This is a genomic window from Candidatus Aminicenantes bacterium, from assembly GCA_026393795.1.
In the GTDB taxonomy this organism is placed as follows: Bacteria; Acidobacteriota; Aminicenantia; order UBA2199; family UBA2199; genus UBA2199.
In genome coordinates, this window is record JAPKZL010000284.1 from 39,125 (window position 1) to 54,418 (window position 15,294).

The following is a 15,294-nucleotide window of genomic DNA, read 5'->3' on the forward strand; positions in this document are numbered from 1 at the left end:
CCGTCGAAAAAAGATGCCATGTGCTTATTTCCAGAAATAGGCGATCAGGTAAAACAGCAGCGGGGCGCAGAATATGTAGCTGTCCACCCGGTCCAGGACCCCGCCGTGTCCCGGCAGCAGCGTGCCCGAATCCTTCTGCCCCGCGGCCCGTTTGAACAGGGATTCCACCGGGTCGGAGAGCTGCGAAAAAAGCCCGATGACGGCGGCGCTGAGCATGGCGGTCAAAAGCTTCACCGGCACGGGGAACAAAAGGAGCGACAGCCAGCCGCTCAGGGCGGCGGTCAGCACGGCGGCGATGAGCCCCTCGAGCGATTTCTTGGGGGAGGCGATGGGGTAGATCTTGTGCTTGCCGAAGGCGCTGCCGACAAAGTATGCTCCCGAATCACCGATGGCGATGACCAGGATCAGGAAAAAAAGGAAATTGGCGCCCAATTTCTTCAATTCCAGCAGAAAATAGAGAGGAATGTACAAGTAAAACACGCTGAGGCAATGGATGCCGATGTCCCTGACAAACGATTCGAGCTGCGTTTTTTCCTTGATGGAAAAAAGAAAGAACAGGCCGCTGGCGATCACGATCACGGTCAGTGCCTGGATTAGGCTGATCTGTTTAACGGTAAAGGCCAGGGCGATCAGGAGGCCGTTGAAAAATATCAATGGCCAGGAAAACATCCGCGGCCGGGTCAGGCGGACCAATTCAACCACCGCCAAGCTGATCAGCAGGTAGAGGAGTGCCGAAAAATAGACCGTCGGCAGGAAACGGATGGCACAGTAGGCAAAAACGATCAGCACGGCCGTGGTCGGCAGGCGTTTGCTTAAATCGTTCATAGTTTTCCGAATCTCCTGTCGCGGTCCTGGAAATCGATGATGGCTTCAAATAAATCAACCACCTTGAAGTCCGGCCATAAAACCGGGGTAAAGTACAACTCGCTGTAGGCGATCTGATAGAGGAGAAAATTGGATATCCTCAACTCGCCCGAAGTCCGGATCAGCAGATCGGGATCGGGGCAGCGGGCCGTGTCCAGGAAATTGGCGAAGGTTTTTTCATTGATACGGGAAGCGGGGAAACCTTGGGCGATGATTTGCCTGACGGCATGGACGATTTCGGCTCGGGCTCCGTAATTGAGAGCCAGATTGACCTGCATACCGCGGTTTTTTTGCGATTGCCGCTCGGTTTCCTCCAGTTTTTCCCGCAATTTGCCGGGCAGCTTGTCGATCATACCGAATATTCTTAATTTGATGCTGTTTTTTTCCAGTAAATCCTTTTGCTTGAGCAGGTTTTCATAGAGCATGTTCATCAGGAAGCGGATTTCGCCGGCCGGCCTTTTCCAGTTTTCACTGGAGAAAGTAAAAAGGGTCAGAAACTTAATGCCCAAGCGGGCGGCCATTTCAGTGATGGTCCTGGCGGTTTCGGCGCCGGCGCTGTGCCCGGCCGTCCGGGGCAACTTTTTTTGCCTGGCCCAGCGCCCGTTGCCGTCCATGATGATCGCCACGTGCCGCGGCAAGCGCTTTTCATCGAGCCGGTCCAGCAGGGAAAATTCGACGCTTTCTTTGGGATACAGGGAGCGCACATGGTCGAACATTCATGAATTATATTTTTTCCCCGCTACTTTGTCAAATTCAGTTTGGGAAAGCCGATTTTCATTTCCGACTGTGCTCCAAGCCGCATTGAAATCGCGGTGGGAGTGGTATATAATATCCGCGGATGAACAAAAAATGGGTTTTTATTGTCGTTTTCACCGCTTTCTTAAGCCAATGCAAGAATTCCGCCCCCCACGATAAAGCCAAGCAGGCTGCCGACCAAGCCGCGGCCGTGGAAAAGAAAGTCATCCTGAGCGTCGGTTTCACTTCCCTCACCAACCGCGATCTGAAAAATTTCATCCAGTTGCAATACGCCGATGCCTTTTCCCAGAAAGACAATGACAAGCTGCTTTCCCGTCTGTTCGATGTTTTTTGCGAGCAACGGATCATCTTGTTCAAGGCCGAGCAGGCTGGTGTTCAGGTCAGCGAAAGCGAAGTGGCTGATTACCTTAAAGAGATCCGCTCCCGGCGCCAGGATCTGAATGTGGATGCGCCGACGATCCGCGATGTGCTCAAGGTGCAGAAGTATCTGCTGGCCAGCGCCTACAAGAACGTGGCGGTCAGCGATGCACAGGTGGCGCAGTTTTATGAATCCCATTTGAGCGATTTTCGCCGCAGCGAGGAGATTCGGCTTTTTCAGATCATGGTCAAGGATCGCGAGCAATTGCTGAAAATCCGCCAGGAGCTCCTGAATCAGCCGTCGCGCTTCGAGGAGGTCGCCCGGAGCGAATCGATCTCCCCCGAGGCGGCCAACGGCGGCGCCATGGGTTTGTTTGAAAAAGGGATGCTGCCCCAGGAGATGGAGGGGGTGGTTTTTTCGCTGAAGGTAAACGAGATCAGTCCGATCGTCGAATCGCCCTATGGCTTCCATCTGTTCAAGATCACCCAGAAGAGAAAGGCCAGGATGCTGCTGCTGGACGCGGTCAAGGATGAAATCAAGAGCAGGATGCTTTCGGCCCGACTGGCGGATGCCTACCAGGATTTTTTAGCCGAGCTGAAAATTGAAATTTCGCTGCAGGTGCATTACGACAACCTGTACTTTTCCTATATAAAATCTGATTCCGGAGTGAGCCAAAATGAAGCTAAAAATTTTTCTGACGACGATCCTGGTCCTGGCAATTAATCGGGGTTTCGCGGCAACGGACACGGTCGAGGAAATATACGCCATTGTCAATGACGAAGTCATCACCGGCAGCGAACTGAGGAAATTCGAAACGGAAATGATGCGCGCCCTGCAGTCGCAAATGCAGGGAGAACAGCTGGCCGAGGCGACGCGGGAAATGAAAAAGGACCTGCTGAACCGGTTCATCGAACAGAAACTGCTGTTGTCCAAAATAAAGGAAAAAAACTACAACGTTGACAGCGATGTGGAAATGATCATCCAGGACATCAAGAAACAGTACCAATTCGCCACCGACGACGACTTGAAAAACGCGCTGCAGGCGGAAGGGATCGAATTCGGTGCCTGGAAGGAGCAGTGGCGGGAACGGCGCAAGCAGGAGCGGCTGGTCGGGGAGGAAGTGGGAGCCAAGATCAAGGTGGACAATCCGCAGATCATGGAGTACTACCGTACCCATCCCGAAGAATTCACCACCCCCGCCGAGATCACCTTGAATGCCATTTTCTTGAAAAAGAATGTGAATGAACCTAAGCCGCAGGAAAAAATGGACCAGATCGCGACCGAGCTGAAGCCGGAGCTCTTCGAACAAACGGCTAAGAAATATTCGGAACTGCCCGACGCCGCCAATTCCGTTCTCCTGGGCAAATTCAAGAAAGGCGAACTGGACAAGACCCTCGAGGAGGCGGCGCTGAAGCTGAAAAAGGATGAATATTCCGGTTGGATCGAAACCGACAACGGCTGGTACATCATTCAGCTCGCCGATTTCAGCCCCGACCGCCTGATGGAAGTCAAGGATGTCCGCGACGAGATCATCCGCAAGCGGCGCGAGGAGATACAGCAGGTCAAGCTGAAAGAATACATCGAGCAATTGAAGAAGGAAAGTTTCATCAAGATCGTGAAGGAATACCAGTAGATTTTTCGTTTTTAAAACCGCAAGGTTCCGGATCCGCTGCGATCAGAAGGGGACGCCCGCGCCGGCGAGCGTTTTTTTCTGCAAGGCGATGATTTCCCTGTTTTTTTCGATGCCCAGGGCCAGGGCTTGCTGAAAAAGGTCGAGCGCCAGCGGGCTTTTTTCGCAAAATGACTGGACCTCGATCAGGGACCCGTCCTCCCGGGATACGATATTGATGTCGCTGTCGGTTAACGAATCCTCTTCGTAGTCCAGGTCGGCTAGGATTTCCCTTTCACGGACGCCGACGGAAACGGCCGCCATGAAATGGAAAACGGGGAAGTCGGCAATCAGTTGCTCGTAGACCATGTACTTGAGCGCCAGGACCAAGGCCAGAAAACCGGCATTAAGCGACGCGCAGCGGGTGCTGCCGTCGGCCTGGATCACGTCGGCGTCGACGGTGATGGTGCGGCCGCCGATCTCCTTCAAATCGGTGACCATGCGCAGAGCCCGGCTGATGAAGCGCTGGATTTCCCCGCTGCGGTTATTGATTTTCCCCCGTTCGCGGGCGATGCGCTGATTGCCCGAGGAACCCGGCAGCATGGAATATTCGGCCGTAATCCACCCCTGGCTGCTTTTTTTAAGGAAGTGGGGCGTTTTTTCCTCGATGGTGGCCGTGGCGACCACTCGGGTGTTCCCTTGCTCGCACAGCGCCGAACCGGGGACCTTGGTGATGTACCCGGGAATGAAGGCGATGGGCCGCAGCTGCCGCCCCGATCGTTCGTTGGCTCTCATTTCGTTGCTCCTTGCGGCCTGGTTTTCCAGCGGTCATGAAACCAGAGCCATTGTTCGGGGAATTTTTTGATCTGCGCCTCGATCAGCCCGGTCATCTGCTGGGTCAATTCCAGCAAGCCGTCCGACCCGTCGGCAGCGGCGCGAAAATCGATTTCGGGCAGGACATCGAGAATGATCTCGTCCCCATCGTAGTGCAGAAAAACAGGAACGACCGGGATGTTTTTTTTCAGATACAATTGCGCCACGGCGGTGTTGGTGCTGGCTTTGCGGGCGAAGAAATCGACAAAAACCCCCTCCCGCGGCACGGTGTTCTGGTCGATCAGCAGGTAAACGATCTGGTTGTCTCCCAAGCGGGTGAGAATGGTCCGCAGCGAGCCCTTTTTGTAGATTATTTTCGAGCCCATGGCTTCGCGGAATGCCCTGACTTTCTTTTCCAGGCAGGGGTTGTCCATGGGGCGGGCGATGCTGTGGATGTCGCACCCCAGGTGGGTGTGCAGGATCAGCGGGATCCATTCCCAGTTTCCGAAATGGGCGGAAAAGACGACCAGACCGCGTTTTTTTTGCAACGCCCGTTCGATCACCTCGGGATGGAGGATGCGGCTGCGGGACAATACGGCCTGCGGATCGCAGCGGGCGAAGGTCCGGGCGATTTCCACGAACATGCGGCCGAAATGGCGATAGATTTTTTTCTGCAGGTCGGCAAGCGATTCGGCCGAAGCCGCGGGAAAAGCGGCGGCCAGGTTTTCCGCGATCAGCCGCGCATGCTTACGGCTGCCCTTTTTCAAAAAAAAAACAAGCGCGCGGCTCCAGCCGGCGACGCACCAGGCCGGCGAATATTTAATCAAAAAGATCACGGCAACGAATAGCGAGTACTCCAGGCGGTGCTTAAAGGAAATTTTTTTCCGCAGCATGCTGAATGATCTGTTCGATGACATGGCCAGGCAATTCTATCCTATTTCGGGCATAGATGAAAGGGGAAGCGGCGTCGAGGAGATGGCTTATTTTGCAGAAATCCTTTTCGGTGCAGACGATCCAGGCCGCGCCTTTCTCGCGGCGCAGTTTTTCCAGGGAGTGCACGTCGGCCGGAGAGAAGGCATGGTGATCCGGGAATCCCCGGAACGCCCGCAAACGGTAATGCCCCATGTCTCTTTTGAAGCGCTCGTTGTCGCCCAGCGCCGCAAAGGCGACGATCTCTGCATTGCCGATGTTCACCGGCCGATCTCGGCCATCAAGGAAACCTTCAATGGCGAAGTCATACGTCCATGGGGACGGGAGTGCTTCTCCCGCTCCGCTTCGCTGCTGGTAGTGCAGCACCAGGTTCTCGCCCCGGGCCAGGAACTTGAAGTGGCGCAGGAAAAAATAGGGGTGGCCGGGGTTGACCAGCATGATGCTGAAATCCTTCCTGACCTGGCTGGTCTGCAGGCCGTCATCGAGGATGATGAAGCGGTTGTTCCTGGCCGCGACCGCGGCGATGGAGCGCATCCGGTCGCGGCCGATTATGACGTCGTGGCCCGGGAAGCGTTTTTTTAGCAGCCAGGCCTCGTCCCCGACCTCTTCCAGCGAATGGGCCGCCTGGACCAGGGCGCCCTTGTTTTCAAGGGCGGAGCGGTAGCCGCGCAGGATGATGGCAAATGGGAGCGCCCTCTCGGCCAAAACCCGGCCGATGGCCATGACCAGAGGGGTTTTGCCGGTGCCGCCGAAGGACAGGTTGTCGACCGAGATGATGAACAGGCCGGGAAAATGCCTTGGCGCCAGGGCCTTGATTTTCAAATTGACCAGGGAAACGGTCTTGAAAAGGAGCGAGGCCAGGTTCAGCGCCGGGCGGCTCAGCCAATGAAGCGTTGAATTTGCTCTAAGGTGCATGCCAGGGATCCTTTTCTATGAGCAACGGCCTTCATGGCTTTCTCAGCGATCTGCTCCAGGTCGAGATCCTGGAGACGATCGGCGAAATCCACCAGTTCTTGGCTGTTGTTGACCTGGTGATACACTCCGGCTGCCTCCAATTCGTTGCCGATGTCGGGGAAATTGTTGTAATGGGGGCCGCCCAGGATCAATTTGCCCATGGCTGCCGGCTCGTACAGGTTGTGGCCGCCGATTTTTGCGTCATGGGTGCCGCCCATGAAAACGATGTCGCTGATGCTCATGATCGGAAGCAGATAGCCCATGCGGTCGTAGATCAGGACCTGGATGTCTGGAGCCATGGGTTGCTGGCGGCTGAAAATGGCGTAGGTCAAACCGTGGCGCTCCAATTGGCGGGCGATGGCCCGAGCGCGCTGGACATGACGGGGGACGATGATGAACAAAAAGTTCGCGTTCAAGCGCTCGATGGCGGGGATGACGATCTTTTCGCTGCCGTCATGGCTGCTGGCCAGGGTGATGATCTTTCTGGACAGGGAACCCAGGCCCAGGTGCGCCAGCACTTCCTGCCGGGACGGCAGTTGCCGCAAACTGCGGTCGGCCTCGTCGGCCTTGATGTTGCCGCAGACGACGATTTTTTCAGCGGGAATCCCCAGCTGCTGAAAACGCTTCTTGTAAATATTGTTTTGCACCAGAAAACAGTCGATCTGCCTGAAAAAACGCCACAGGAAAAAGTTGAAGAAGCGGTAGCGCCGGAACGCCGCTGCCGATATGCGGCCGTTGATCAGGAGCATGGGAATTTTTTTTCGGCGCAGCAGCGTGATCCAGTTCGGCCAGATTTCGAGCTCGTTGAAAACGACCAGCTTGGGGTTGATGCGGCCGATGAAGCGTCTGACGGTGAAGGACAGATCCAGCGGCGAAAGGATGACGCGCAATCCCGGGTATTCCCTACGGGCGAATTCAAAGCCGCTCGGGGTGGTGACCGATAGCACGACCTCTTGTTTTTTTTCGCCCAAGCTCCGGATCAGCGACTTCAGGCTGCGCACTTCGCCCACCGAAACCGCGTGCAGCCAGACGGTCGGCCCGCTGCCGGCCGGCATTTGCGACCGCAACCTATCCTTGAGCAAACGGCGGTACTTTTTTTTGAAAATGTACTTGACCCAGAAGGGGAATGTGCAAAGGAGGAGCAGCGCGTAGAGAAGGTCGAGAATGATCATAGCGCATTATAGCATAGCCCCCGGACAGAGTCACCAGGCTAGGCCCGCCTGATCAATGTTGACTTCGGGGCACCGAGGCACTACAATGGCTTCATGGCTGACAAAATCAAGGCCGTGGTGCTGGCCGCCGGCAAATCCACGCGCATGAAATCGGGAACAACCAAGGTCCTTCATAAAATTCTCGGCAAGGAGATCATCCACTACCTGCTGGACAGCCTCGTTGCCTGCGGCATCGCCGCCACGGACATCGTCGTTGTCGTCGGCGACGATCATGCCGAAATCGCCGCCGCGGTCAAGCTCAATGTGGTTTTCGTTCGGCAGCACGAACAGCTGGGCACGGCCCACGCCCTGCTGGCCGCCCGCGCTCAGTTCGCCGAGCACGATGGAGAACTCCTGGTGGCGGTGGGGGACAATCCCTACATCACGGCGGGCGCGTTGCAAAAACTGATCGCCACCCACCGTCGCGAGCGGGCCCAGTGCACATTGATCTCCGCCGTCTTTCCCGGCCCGCCGCCGCCTTACGGCCGCGTCGTCCGTGACGCCCAGGGGGAGGTTCAGGGCGTCGTGGAAGAGAAGGATGCCGATGCACAGCAGCGGCTGATCCGCGAAGTGAACGCCGGCATCTATCTCTTTGACAACAGCGTCGTCCTGCCGCGGCTGGCCAAGATCGGCAATCGCAACGCCAAGAAGGAATATTATCTCACCGACATCATCGCCATCCTGCGTAACGAGAATTTCAAGGTGGTGGCGGTCCAGGCCGATGACTGCGATATTGCCATCGGCATCAACGACCGGTTCGATCTGCAGGCGGCGCAGGAAAAATTCAACCTCGACAACCAGCGGCGGCTGATGCACGAATACGGAGTCACCATCCTGCAGCCGGCGACGGTGACCGTTGAGCACGATGTGGAGATCGGTCTGGACACGGTCGTCTACCCCTGCACCTACCTGGCCGCCGGCACGCGCGTGGGCAGGAATTGCCAGATCGGTCCCTGCACCTTTCTGAAAAACGTCCGTATCGCTGACGATCAAAAGGTCATTTTCGAAAAGAGGGAAGGCTGATAGCGCCCGGACTTCAACTGCTGGGAATGGCGTAAACGGAGGCTTTTTCCCCTTGTTGTTGACATTTGCTGAAAACAAAATTATAATAACTTCAACCCTGGAAGGAGAGATGTCATGATCAGAAAACTGATAAAACCGAACTTGGGAGAAATGAAACAAAAATCGGACAAGGAGAACAAGCACAAACCGCCGCCGCCGTACAAAACCCATGCCGAGAACTATTATTATATCAAGCAGATGAACAACCGCACCCAGCTGGTGCTGGAGCTGGTCAACGGCGACCTGCTGAAAGGCTTGCTCGACTGGTACGACGAGAAATGCCTCAAGATCAAGAGGCTGGACGGCGGCACCCTGATCGTCTTCAAATCCCAGATCAAGTTCATCTTTAAAAATCCCGACTTTGCCGAACCAAAACACGAAGAAAGCGGGCCGGCAAAATAAGGTCATCGCCGTCACCATCGGCGATCCGCAGGGGATCGGCCCCGAGATTGTCCAAAAAAGCCTGGCCGCTCATGTGCCGGCTTTCCCGCTGCTCGTCGTCGGCAACCGTCGTTTTTTCCCCGGCGCCGCCATCCCCGCCGTTGACAGCATCGCCGGGATGAAAAAGGGCGAAATCGCTTTCCTGGATGTGGCCGGCGACTTCGACCGCGAGGACCCTTCCTTCGCTTTCGTCAAAACCGCGGTAGAGCTGGCCTGCCGGGGCGAGGTCCGGGCCCTGGTCACGGCGCCGGTCAGCAAGGACAAGTGGCTGCGCAGCGGGCTTCCCTTTCGCGGCCACACCGATTTTTTCAATACGGTCGCCGCCGGCGGTCCGCCGGCCATGTTTTTCTGGTCCGATCCCTTGAAAGTGGCCCTGTTTACCCATCACCTTCCCCTGCGCGACGTCTTTGCCCGCATTTGCCCGGAAAAGATAATTGCTTTCGTCCGCCTGGTGAACGATGAACTGCAGCGCCTCTTCGCCAGGGAATTCACCTACCTGTTCAGCGGCCTGAACCCGCACGCCGGCGAAAACGGCCATTTGGGGCATGAAGAGGAAGAGTCGATCGCACCGGCGATCAAGGTATTGCAGAACGAAATGCCGGTGGCCGGGTTATTCCCGCCCGACGTGGTCTTTGCCAAGGCCAGGGCCATGAAAGACGCCGTGGTCATCGCCATGACCCACGATCAGGGGCTCATTCCTTTCAAGCTGCTGCACGCCGGTTCGGGCGTTCAGCTTACCCTGGGGCTGCCGTTCATCCGCACGTCCCCGGTCCATGGCACGGCTTACGATATCGCCGGCAAGGGCATCGCCGATCCGGCCAGCATGCTGGCGGCCCTGCGCCTGGCCGAATCGCTCCTGGGCTGAACGGCCGGGGCGGTTAACGGTCTTTCCCCTCCGCCAGGTCTTTGGCGATGTTCTCCCGGATTTCCTTGAGCTTTTCCTGGAGTGCGCGCAATTCCTGGGCGTATTTTTTTCTCAATTCGGCGTTGACTTTGTTTTTTTCCTTCTCAATGGCCTGGACCTCATCGGCGAGTTTTTTGCTTTCCAGCTGGAATTGGAGCATGGCCTGCTCCCTTTGCTTGTGCAGTTCGCCTGCCGCTTTTTCCCTTGCCTGGCGCAGCTGGCCGAGCGTCTCGCTATGGCGCTCGCTGACCTCGCTGCGGATGCTGTCCTTCAGCTGTTGAATCCTCTGCGAGAATTTTTTCATGTCCCAGACCAGGGATTCTTTTCTGTCCGGGATGACGGCGAATTTTTTCAGCTGGCCGTCGCGGTACAGCTCGAACTTGACCGCTTCATGGTCGTGCAGGGATTTCATCACGTCCATCAGGTTGAAGCCGCTCCGGCAGTCGCGGCCGTTGGCCCGGATGATGATGTCGCCGGCCTTGAGACCGGCCCTTTGGGCGGCCGAGGATTCGCTCACGTGCGAGACGATCAATCCGAACTCCTCCTTGACGGCGAATTTCCGGCCGAGCTCGGAAGTCAGTTCCATGATGTCGATGCCGAGCTGGCGGGGCCCGCCGAACTCGATGAAGTAGTTCTGAATTTTAGGCAGGGTGACTTCCATCCCATTCGATTCGGCGAGCTCGCTCAACTCCGGCATCGGGGGCAGTTCCGGCCAGGCGGGTTCGCCGCCGGCTCCGTTCTCAAGAAGCGGGGCGAGGGGAATTTCGACCTTGCGTTCCCCCAGTTCCATGTCCAGGCGGAGCGGCTTTCCCGAGCGCCTGAGCCGGATGATGACCTTTTCCCCGGCCAACTTGTCGTGCAGCGCGGCGGAAATATCGCGGAATGAGGCGATCGGGCTTCCGGAAATCTCTTCGATCTGGTCGCCCCTGCAGATTCCCGCCCGCTGGGCCGGGGAATCCTTCTCCACCTCCTGGATCAGGTTGGAATCGCCGTTAAAACTGACGCCGAGCCAGCCATAGGCGATTTTCCCCGATGTCTTCAGTTTTTCGACAATGCGCTTGACCCTCTCGATGGGCAGGGCATAGCAGAGGTTGCCGCTTTCGTTCTTAGAGCCGCCGATGACGATCATCGCCGAATGGTCCTTGAAGGTGTACTCGGGAGCATAGGAGAACCCCACGCTGCCGCGGATGATGCCCAGCAGCTCGCCTTTTTTGTTGACCACGGCGCCGCCGGCCGAACCGGGAGCGACCGGGGCGTTCAGGATCAGTTCCGTATCCGAGCGGCTGCTGATGATCCCCTGGTAGATGGCCGGGAAACGGTTGTAGAACAGGCCGATCAGGGCCACCCAGTCGCCGACGGCGGCTTGCCTGGCCGGTGTCAATTGCCGCGGCCATTTCTGGCTGAGGCGCAGAAGGGTCAGACCCGAGCGGTCATCCTGGCCGGCGATCGCGGCCGTGATCTGGGCGCCGTTGACGTCTTCCACGTAAATTTTTTCAAAAGGGTGACTGGTGACCAGCGAGGTGGTGATGATCAGGTCGTTTTCCAGGGCAATGCCGGTGGCCACGTATTTTTTGGCGTTCTCGGAAACCACTTTGACCAGTGCCGGCGACACTTGATTCAGGACGACCCTGATTTCATTCTCGATGGCGTCAATTTTTTCCGCGCCGGCGGCCGCCAGGACGGTCCATAAAAGCAGCAGCAGAAGGAATAATGCTTTCTTCATGTTCTTCTCCTAGATCTGGTTGATGGCGGCCGCGCTGCCCAGCGCTTTTTTCTGCAGGGAGACCGGTTCAATGGAGTAGCGGGTGTGATTGTCGAAAGCCGAGAAGAACAGGTCCTCGCGCAGGGGGATCTCCTCTTTTTGAACGACCGGCGCGTCGATTTTACTCTGCACGACGGGCCGAACGGCCGGGCGGAATACCTGCAGCAGCGAGAACACCAGCAGCAGGCTGCCCACGGCCGTCACGCCATAGCCGATTTTTCTCAATCTTTTCTTTTTCCTGATTTTGCAAAAAACCCGCTCTTCGAAATCGGCCCCGGGCTGCAGCATGTCACGGGACTGAAAAATGTCTTGCCAATCAGACATGGGTGGCTCCTTCGGGATCGAGATATTGTCTCTTCAAGTGCTCTTTTCCCCGGAAGACCAGGGATTTGACCGTTCCGACCGGTTTGTCCAAAATCTGGGCGATTTCAGAGAATGAAAAATTGTCCATCTCCTTCATCACCAGCGGCACCCGCCATTTTTCCGGAACGTGAGTGACCAGTTGCGCCAAGATCATTCGCCCCTCCAGATCGGGATCCTGGGCGACCAGGCGGGGGCTGACATCGGCCAGGGATAATATTTTTTTTATTTTTTTCTTGCGGAACTCGCTGCGCGCCAGATTGGTGGCGATGGTGTATATCCAGGCTTTCAAGGCCTGCGGATGGTCGGTTTTCAGGGTGTGGGCCTTGAAATACACTTTGACGAAGGTGTCCTGGGTCAATTCTTCGGCCAGCGGCCGGTTTCCCAGCAGCAGGTTCAGGTAATTGTATATCGGTTTTTTGTACATGGTCATCAATTCTTTCAAGGCAGCTTCATTCCCGGCTTTCAGCAGTTTGATCAGATCATCCATAACTAACTCATAAGATGCTGATGTCAGCCTGAAAGTTGCACCAACAGTCGATTTTTTTTGCCGGTCGGCCGAGAAAAATGAAAAAATGCAATTTTCCCTTTCCTGCTTATGGCGTGAGATAGTTTTGTTCCCTCCCCAGGCCAAAAAATCCTTTCCATCTCCCCTCCAGACGGAGAGATAGGTAATGAGAGAGATGTACAATAATTATAATACAACTTTTTCAAAAAACAACTTTTGCGCATTCCCCTTCCGCGCGCCAATATCCTTACATTTTTTCCGGAACGGTGATGCCCATGATTTGCAGGAGTTTTTCCATCTTGTCTTTAAAGAGCACGATCAGGGTCAGGCGCAAATCCCTGACCAGAGGATCTTTTTCGGCAAGCACCGGGAAGAGGTGGTAGTAATGATTGAATTTCTGGCACAAGCCGTAGGCGTAGGCGGCCAGGGAAGAGAGCTCGTGGTTGTCCAGGGCGTACTCGACCTGGTTTTGCAGGAGCGATAGGTTGAGGACGATCTCCCAGTAAAGGTCTTGTTCCCCCTTTTCGAGGCGCACCAGGCTGCCGGGTTCGTTTCCCGCCCCCAATCCGGCGGCGGCGGCCTTTTTCAGGATGCTGTTCAGCCTGACCAGGGTGTATTGCAGGTACGGGCCGCTATCGCCTTCGAAGGTGAGAGCCTCCTTGAAATCGAAGGCGATCACCGAGTTGAGGTTGAACTTGACCATGAAATAGCGCAAAGCGGCCACGGCGATGGCCCTGGCGATCGCTTCCGCCTCGACCGTGTCCAGCCCGGGATTGCGCGACTCGATTTCAAGTCGCGATTTCGCGATCAATTGGTCGATCAGGTCGTCGGCCTTGACGGCGCGCCCCTTGCGCCCCGATACTTCGACGTAGGGCTTGCTTTCCTCCTCCGGAGTCAGGCTCAAACCCATTTCGCGGACGCAGGCCGGGGTCATGGCCACCATTTCATACGAAAAATGGATGAAATTGCGGCTCGCTTCGGCGTGCCCCAGCTGGTGCAGGACCTGGGCAATCAGGTTCTGCAGATAGGATTGGCGGACGTCGATGACGTTGTACACCCTGTCTGCCCGGCCGAACGTTGGCGCCGGCGCGCCGGCCTCGCCGGCGGTCATGTGGACGGGATGGCCGTCGGGATAGGTGAAGAAGGGTCGGTAAAGAAAATCGCGGGGCAGCAAGCCGAATTTCCACAGGTTGTAGGCGATATCCTTGCCGACGTAGGTGATGGTCTGGTTGGAGCGGACGATGATCTTTTCGATGTCCTCCTGCTCGTAGCGAATGACCAGGCAGCCTTTTTTTTCCGGGTCCTGGGACAAGCTCATCACCTGGCGCGAGGTCAGTTCGGCCGCTGCCGCCTTGAAAAAATCGAGGCCGATGACGTCGCTTTCGCGCGCCAGCAGATCATACTGGATGTCGAGCCTGGCCATGGTGCGGATGTGATCCAGCAGAACCTGCTGTGCGACGTAGAGGCAGGTCTCGTACTCGGGGTTGACTTTCTCTTCGATTTTTTTGTGCACGTCCCGGCGTGCGGCGGCCAATTTTTCGTCGGCGGCGAATACCTGATTCACCTCGGCGTAGAGATCCCACAGATAAGCGGCTAGCTCATCGATTTCCTTGATGGCGGCCAGGTCTTTTTTCTGGTAATAGAGCAGCCCCCAGACGACGTCGGCGATCTGGATGCCCGTGTCGTCGATGTAATTCTGGACTTCGACCCGGTGGCCCAGGAAACGGCAGCAGCGGACCAGGATGTCGCCCAGGCAGGAGTTGCGCAAGTGGCCGATATGGGCCGCCTTGTTCGGGTTGATGCTGGTGTGTTCGACGATGATTTTTTCAGCCTTAAGCGGCGCCGCTTGCGACCGCTTCTGCCATTGTTCGCGGAGAAACGGATCGCGGTGCAGATGGAAATTGATGAAGCCGCCGCCGGCCACCTGGATGCTTTCGACCTCCTCCAGCCGCTTCTGCAGCTTTTCGGCCATGGTGTTGGCCAGCAGGAACGGCTTTGTTTTTGTTTTTTTGGCCAGGACAAAGGCCAGGTTGGTCGACAGGTCGCCGAATTTCCGCTCCGCCGGCAATGAGAAAACCAGGTCGGCGTCGGCCATATCGTAGTCATTTTTCAAAATAACCAGGACCTGCTTCGTGACGTTTTCCTGCAGGAATTTCATGAGGCGTTTTCCAGGTGCGAGGTGCTGTTCCAGAAATCGAGTACCGCCCATTGCTGGCGGGAATTTTCCAGCAGCAGCAGCCTGGAAAGGGCGGCATTTCCGGTTCTGAAGTGCCTGGCCGCGGCCGGATTCAACTGCAGCAGGTTGCTCAGAATGGCGCGGTTAACCGACGCGTGGCCGGTAATCAGGATATGCTTGCGGTTGTCTTGCAAAATCCGCTCAAGCCCGGTCCGTGTCCGGGCGCAAACGGTGTTGAAACTCTCGCCCCCCGGAATCGGAAAATCGGGGTCACTGATCCAGCGCTGGTGGATTTCGGGAAACTGGGCGCGAACTTGGCTGTAATTCAACCCCTCCCATTCACCCAAATCGATTTCGCTGAATTCGGGGATCAAAGTCAGGGGCAGGTTATGGAAACTGTTGAGGATGGCCGCCGTTTCAATCGCCCTTTGCAGCGGCGAGGAGAAAATCGCGTCCAGGTTTACGCATTGCAGCCTGGCGGCCAGGCGAGCGGCTTCAGCACGGCCTTTTTGGTTCAGGGGATTGTCGATCCGCCCCTGCAGCTGGTCGATTTCATTGAAAGTAGTGGTCCCGTGCCTGACCAATA

Annotated in this window: 16 protein-coding genes; 5 read left to right on the forward strand and 11 right to left on the reverse strand. The window is 56.5% G+C overall.

The window, feature by feature from the left end; all coding sequences use genetic code 11:
* Nucleotides 1-24: 24 nt before the first annotated feature.
* Nucleotides 25-825 carry a phosphatidate cytidylyltransferase gene (locus NTW95_13880; GenBank protein MCX6558497.1) on the reverse strand — a complete coding sequence of 267 codons (801 nt, stop codon included), beginning with the start codon at nt 823-825 and terminating at the stop codon, nt 25-27.
* Nucleotides 822-1,580: an isoprenyl transferase gene (locus tag NTW95_13885; GenBank protein MCX6558498.1), complete on the reverse strand. Its 759-nt coding sequence runs from the start codon at nt 1,578-1,580 to the stop codon at nt 822-824. Before NTW95_13885 ends, NTW95_13880 begins: the two co-directional genes overlap by 4 nt.
* A 122-nt stretch (nt 1,581-1,702) precedes the next feature.
* On the opposite strand from NTW95_13885, the gene NTW95_13890 reads away from it, so the two are divergent.
* Both NTW95_13890 and NTW95_13895 read left to right on the forward strand, forming a co-directional pair.
* Nucleotides 1,703-2,701 (forward strand): peptidylprolyl isomerase, encoded by a 999-nt coding sequence (locus NTW95_13890; GenBank protein MCX6558499.1) that lies wholly within the window; start codon nt 1,703-1,705, stop codon nt 2,699-2,701.
* A complete protein-coding gene (locus NTW95_13895) occupies nt 2,655-3,611 on the forward strand; it encodes a peptidyl-prolyl cis-trans isomerase (protein ID MCX6558500.1) in 957 nt (318 codons plus the stop codon). Before NTW95_13890 ends, NTW95_13895 begins: the two co-directional genes overlap by 47 nt.
* A 42-nt stretch (nt 3,612-3,653) precedes the next feature.
* Here the strand turns inward: NTW95_13895 and rph are convergent, their stop codons facing one another.
* From rph to NTW95_13915, 4 genes are read right to left on the reverse strand one after another with little or no spacing between them, the layout of a single operon-like run.
* Entirely contained in the window at nt 3,654-4,382 is a 729-nt protein-coding gene (gene rph, locus NTW95_13900) for a ribonuclease PH (GenBank protein MCX6558501.1), read from the reverse strand.
* Nucleotides 4,379-5,293, reverse strand: a complete 915-nt coding sequence (locus NTW95_13905) for a lysophospholipid acyltransferase family protein (protein ID MCX6558502.1) — start codon at nt 5,291-5,293, stop codon at nt 4,379-4,381. The genes rph and NTW95_13905 overlap by 4 nt, the downstream gene beginning before the upstream one ends.
* On the reverse strand, nt 5,268-6,245 hold the full coding sequence (lpxK, locus tag NTW95_13910; protein MCX6558503.1) for a tetraacyldisaccharide 4'-kinase: 978 nt from the start codon (nt 6,243-6,245) through the stop codon (nt 5,268-5,270). Before lpxK ends, NTW95_13905 begins: the two co-directional genes overlap by 26 nt.
* Entirely contained in the window at nt 6,209-7,456 is a 1,248-nt protein-coding gene (locus NTW95_13915) for a hypothetical protein (GenBank protein ID MCX6558504.1), read from the reverse strand. Before NTW95_13915 ends, lpxK begins: the two co-directional genes overlap by 37 nt.
* Before the next feature lie 93 nt (nt 7,457-7,549).
* Here NTW95_13915 and NTW95_13920 point away from each other — a divergent pair, with 93 nt between their 5' ends.
* The 3 genes from NTW95_13920 to NTW95_13930 all read left to right on the forward strand — a co-directional run bounded on the left by NTW95_13920 (nt 7,550) and on the right by NTW95_13930 (nt 9,863).
* On the forward strand, nt 7,550-8,518 hold the full coding sequence (locus NTW95_13920) for an NTP transferase domain-containing protein (GenBank protein ID MCX6558505.1): 969 nt from the start codon (nt 7,550-7,552) through the stop codon (nt 8,516-8,518).
* Nucleotides 8,519-8,632: 114 nt separating this feature from the next.
* A complete protein-coding gene (locus NTW95_13925; protein MCX6558506.1) occupies nt 8,633-8,959 on the forward strand; it encodes a hypothetical protein in 327 nt (108 codons plus the stop codon).
* Nucleotides 8,919-9,863, forward strand: coding sequence for a 4-hydroxythreonine-4-phosphate dehydrogenase PdxA (locus NTW95_13930; GenBank protein ID MCX6558507.1), 945 nt, complete (start codon nt 8,919-8,921; stop codon nt 9,861-9,863). Before NTW95_13925 ends, NTW95_13930 begins: the two co-directional genes overlap by 41 nt.
* Before the next feature lie 13 nt (nt 9,864-9,876).
* Here the strand turns inward: NTW95_13930 and NTW95_13935 are convergent, their stop codons facing one another.
* From NTW95_13935 to NTW95_13955, 5 genes are all read right to left on the reverse strand, one after another.
* Nucleotides 9,877-11,625, reverse strand: a complete 1,749-nt coding sequence (locus NTW95_13935; protein MCX6558508.1) for a PDZ domain-containing protein — start codon at nt 11,623-11,625, stop codon at nt 9,877-9,879.
* A 9-nt stretch (nt 11,626-11,634) separates the two neighbouring features.
* Nucleotides 11,635-11,988: a hypothetical protein gene (locus NTW95_13940; GenBank protein MCX6558509.1), complete on the reverse strand. Its 354-nt coding sequence runs from the start codon at nt 11,986-11,988 to the stop codon at nt 11,635-11,637.
* Nucleotides 11,981-12,514, reverse strand: coding sequence for an RNA polymerase sigma factor (locus NTW95_13945; protein ID MCX6558510.1), 534 nt, complete (start codon nt 12,512-12,514; stop codon nt 11,981-11,983). Before NTW95_13945 ends, NTW95_13940 begins: the two co-directional genes overlap by 8 nt.
* 265 nt (nt 12,515-12,779) lie before the next feature.
* On the reverse strand, nt 12,780-14,690 hold the full coding sequence (argS, locus tag NTW95_13950) for an arginine--tRNA ligase (GenBank protein ID MCX6558511.1): 1,911 nt from the start codon (nt 14,688-14,690) through the stop codon (nt 12,780-12,782).
* Nucleotides 14,687-15,294: histidine phosphatase family protein (locus NTW95_13955; protein ID MCX6558512.1), on the reverse strand; the 608-nt coding region annotated here is incomplete at its 5' end. The genes NTW95_13955 and argS, both read right to left, overlap by 4 nt.

Excerpts from the sequence above, each read along its gene's own strand:
- NTW95_13880 (MCX6558497.1), bottom strand. The coding sequence starts at position 825 with ATGAACGATTTAAGCAAACGCCTGCCGACCACGGCCGTGCTGATCGTT.
- NTW95_13885 (MCX6558498.1), bottom strand. The coding sequence starts at position 1,580 with ATGTTCGACCATGTGCGCTCCCTGTATCCCAAAGAAAGCGTCGAATTT.
- NTW95_13890 (MCX6558499.1), top strand. The coding sequence starts at position 1,703 with ATGAACAAAAAATGGGTTTTTATTGTCGTTTTCACCGCTTTCTTAAGC.
- NTW95_13895 (MCX6558500.1), top strand. The coding sequence starts at position 2,655 with ATGAAGCTAAAAATTTTTCTGACGACGATCCTGGTCCTGGCAATTAAT.
- rph (MCX6558501.1), bottom strand. The coding sequence starts at position 4,382 with ATGAGAGCCAACGAACGATCGGGGCGGCAGCTGCGGCCCATCGCCTTC.
- NTW95_13905 (MCX6558502.1), bottom strand. The coding sequence starts at position 5,293 with ATGCTGCGGAAAAAAATTTCCTTTAAGCACCGCCTGGAGTACTCGCTA.
- lpxK (MCX6558503.1), bottom strand. The coding sequence starts at position 6,245 with ATGCACCTTAGAGCAAATTCAACGCTTCATTGGCTGAGCCGCCCGGCG.
- NTW95_13915 (MCX6558504.1), bottom strand. The coding sequence starts at position 7,456 with ATGATCATTCTCGACCTTCTCTACGCGCTGCTCCTCCTTTGCACATTC.
- NTW95_13920 (MCX6558505.1), top strand. The coding sequence starts at position 7,550 with ATGGCTGACAAAATCAAGGCCGTGGTGCTGGCCGCCGGCAAATCCACG.
- NTW95_13925 (MCX6558506.1), top strand. The coding sequence starts at position 8,633 with ATGATCAGAAAACTGATAAAACCGAACTTGGGAGAAATGAAACAAAAA.
- NTW95_13935 (MCX6558508.1), bottom strand. The coding sequence starts at position 11,625 with ATGAAGAAAGCATTATTCCTTCTGCTGCTGCTTTTATGGACCGTCCTG.
- NTW95_13940 (MCX6558509.1), bottom strand. The coding sequence starts at position 11,988 with ATGTCTGATTGGCAAGACATTTTTCAGTCCCGTGACATGCTGCAGCCC.
- NTW95_13945 (MCX6558510.1), bottom strand. The coding sequence starts at position 12,514 with ATGGATGATCTGATCAAACTGCTGAAAGCCGGGAATGAAGCTGCCTTG.
- argS (MCX6558511.1), bottom strand. The coding sequence starts at position 14,690 with ATGAAATTCCTGCAGGAAAACGTCACGAAGCAGGTCCTGGTTATTTTG.